The sequence below is a fragment of the Mesorhizobium sp. LHD-90 genome (genome assembly GCF_030929505.1).
Classification (GTDB): domain Bacteria; phylum Pseudomonadota; class Alphaproteobacteria; order Rhizobiales; family Rhizobiaceae; genus Kumtagia.
In genome coordinates this window covers 1-2,355 of sequence record NZ_JAVFVV010000052.1, presented here as the reverse complement: position 1 = coordinate 2,355, position 2,355 = coordinate 1, and the positions used below count along the sequence as shown (strand labels likewise).

General features: G+C 57.4%; 1 protein-coding gene and 1 pseudogene. One reads left to right on the top strand and one right to left on the bottom strand.

Translation table 11 applies throughout. The features are described 5' to 3' along the window. The first annotated feature begins 924 nt into the window (after nucleotides 1–924). The gene (locus RB623_RS30230) at nucleotides 925–1,722 is read left to right on the top strand and encodes a bifunctional DNA primase/polymerase (RefSeq protein ID WP_308060976.1); all 798 of its coding nucleotides are present in this window, start codon (nucleotides 925–927) and stop codon (nucleotides 1,720–1,722) included. 509 nt (nucleotides 1,723–2,231) lie between these two features. Here RB623_RS30230 and RB623_RS30225 read toward each other — a convergent pair. Next, nucleotides 2,232–2,355: pseudogene (locus RB623_RS30225) on the bottom strand (IS481 family transposase); the annotation flags it as partial.

Genomic DNA, 2,355 nt, shown 5'->3' with positions numbered 1-2,355 from the left:
CCTTACCGAAGAACATCGATGACCACCCGCACCGCCGCTCGCTCGCTACAGCGCTGTTGAAGGCGCGCTCCCGAGCGACGCCGCTACCGTCGAGCTACACCAATCGGTGGGACACGACCACTGCCACCACTGCCCGACGCCGGACACGGGTCTAAGGCGTGTTTAGTCGGCATCATTTCCCGCAGCTCTTAAGAGTTTTGGCGTTTGTGTGGGGCCGGAAAGGTCGCCGAACGGGCCGTGCTGGCTCACTACCGACGATCCAAGGCGCAATGATGGAATGGCAGTTGAGGCCGGCGATGCAGATTTGCGTCTGCCAGCCGCAGAACTTCGCCGCTGTATGCCATCGTTCGTCCCCGGGCGCCCAGCCAATCCGCTTGGTCGGCCGCAAGTTGGTCGAGACCTCACCGACGATGATGGGTCGTGTGATCGCTTTGTCGAAGACGGGCTTTCTCCGCTCCACCAAAGCTCGCACGCCTGCCGAACATCGGGAAAAATGTTAGTCACTCGCCCGAAGCCTCTTCCTTGTGGCTGAGGCCCAGTCGGTGAAGTAGCCGCGCCCCGCTGGAGCGATGCGCCACGACACCCTGCGCCTGCAGTCTGCGTACAGTCCGTCGAGCAGCGCTTCGCCCTCTCGACCAGGTGGCGGCGTACGAAATCGGCATGATCGGCGAGCTTGCCGCCCCATCCTACGACCTTGCCGTCGCGCGGCGAGACGGACACGTCTCCGCGCTCAGCTTCACCAAACGCTTCCCCCACCATTCTCTCGGCTCGCCCCCCTTGCAGCCTGCCCCGCAGACGTCAACCAAAGACGCGCTTCGAAAATCCCCCTAAGTCTATGAGACATAGGGCTTTTCGACCTCGCAAAAGGACAGGGCTCCAACCAATTAGGGGACATCGACCAATGGAGATAGTCTCAGATTGAACATGCAAATCGAAGCGGTGAAACTGGCAGAGGAACATGGCCTCCATCTGTTTGGAATTAAGAGGGGTTGGAAACCCGACTCGGATTTTGCTCTGACCTTGATGAGGGCCCGTGCACAGACGGCAACTGCTGATGCCGGCGAGATCGTGGAATGTTGGGATGAACATCCGGATTTCAACATTGCAGCAGCTACTGGTGCGCGGTTTAACACACTCGTGCTTGAATTTGACGCAATCAACGGCGGCATTGAAGCGTTAGAGGCCATTGCTGCGGTGATTGGCGATGGCCCTACCCCCCCGATCGCGATGGTCGGTCGGCGGCGCATCCAAGTCTTCTTCCGCTACAACGGCAGTGCGGGCAAATTCTCTAGGCATACGTTCATGTGCGAGGGATTGACGATCCGTGGTGAGGGCGATTTCGTCATGATACCTCCATCCGAAGTTGGCGTCGACGGCTTGCGGTCCTTTTGGCGCGCATGCGTGACGGTCGAGCCGTCTGGTACGGTCACGCATCATTCTCCGGAAATCATTCCATTGCCCACGGGCTTGATCGAACTTTTCAATGGTCGAGAGGAGGTTCGTACTGCCTTTCAGGCCGAGCTGGAAAGTGCACGGCGTAGGAAGGCGCGCCAATTCATTCAGCGCGTCGGCATCTCTCTGCGCCAGAGGGGCCTCGATGATCACGCCTTGATCAAACCGTGCGAAAATCTCAACTATGTTATGGGCAATCGGCTGTCGCACACGGAACTGGCCCGGGTCGCGTTTGAGGACAGTGATCGGGTCAACGCCGGTTGGAAATAAAAATTTCGGCGCAGACGACGCCTCGCGTCAAAGCTTTAACGGATGCTCAGGTCGCAAGCCCTGGGCATCTTTCGTTTGAGTACTACCCAGGATGCGGCATTTCTCCCCTCTGGGTCGCCACTCAAAGTTGGGTCTCAGTGAACAAACGGCGGACATAAATTGTCAAACCGGGCTAAACTGGCTGTCAATCCCCCGAATCTGGGGGTGCCATCAAATCCAGAAAGCGTAGCAAAATGAAATGGCTGGGGAACCTGGATTCGAACCAGGACTAACGGAGTCAGAGTCCCATTGTATCTCTTTACAAACAGAGGGTTGCATCAGATCAACCTGTCAAACCAACGACTGATCACCAATGGCGTAGGCGTCTTTTGTCAAACCTCGCCGGCTCTGGAAATCTCGCCAAAGCGCGATCTCTAGGGATAGAGATCGTCGACGATCAGATAGCTCGCTTTCGGCCTCAACCGGTGTCAATTTCGAAGGAGTATACCCTTTTTCCAGCCCCGAGAGGGCTAGCTGTGGAGCCTCAACAGGTTGTCCCCGGACAATCCGAGGCGACTGATGGGTGTTTTGGATTTTAGGCTGCCGTGTGGGCGATGCCAATTGTATCGATGCATCCAAACGGGCAACTCGGCA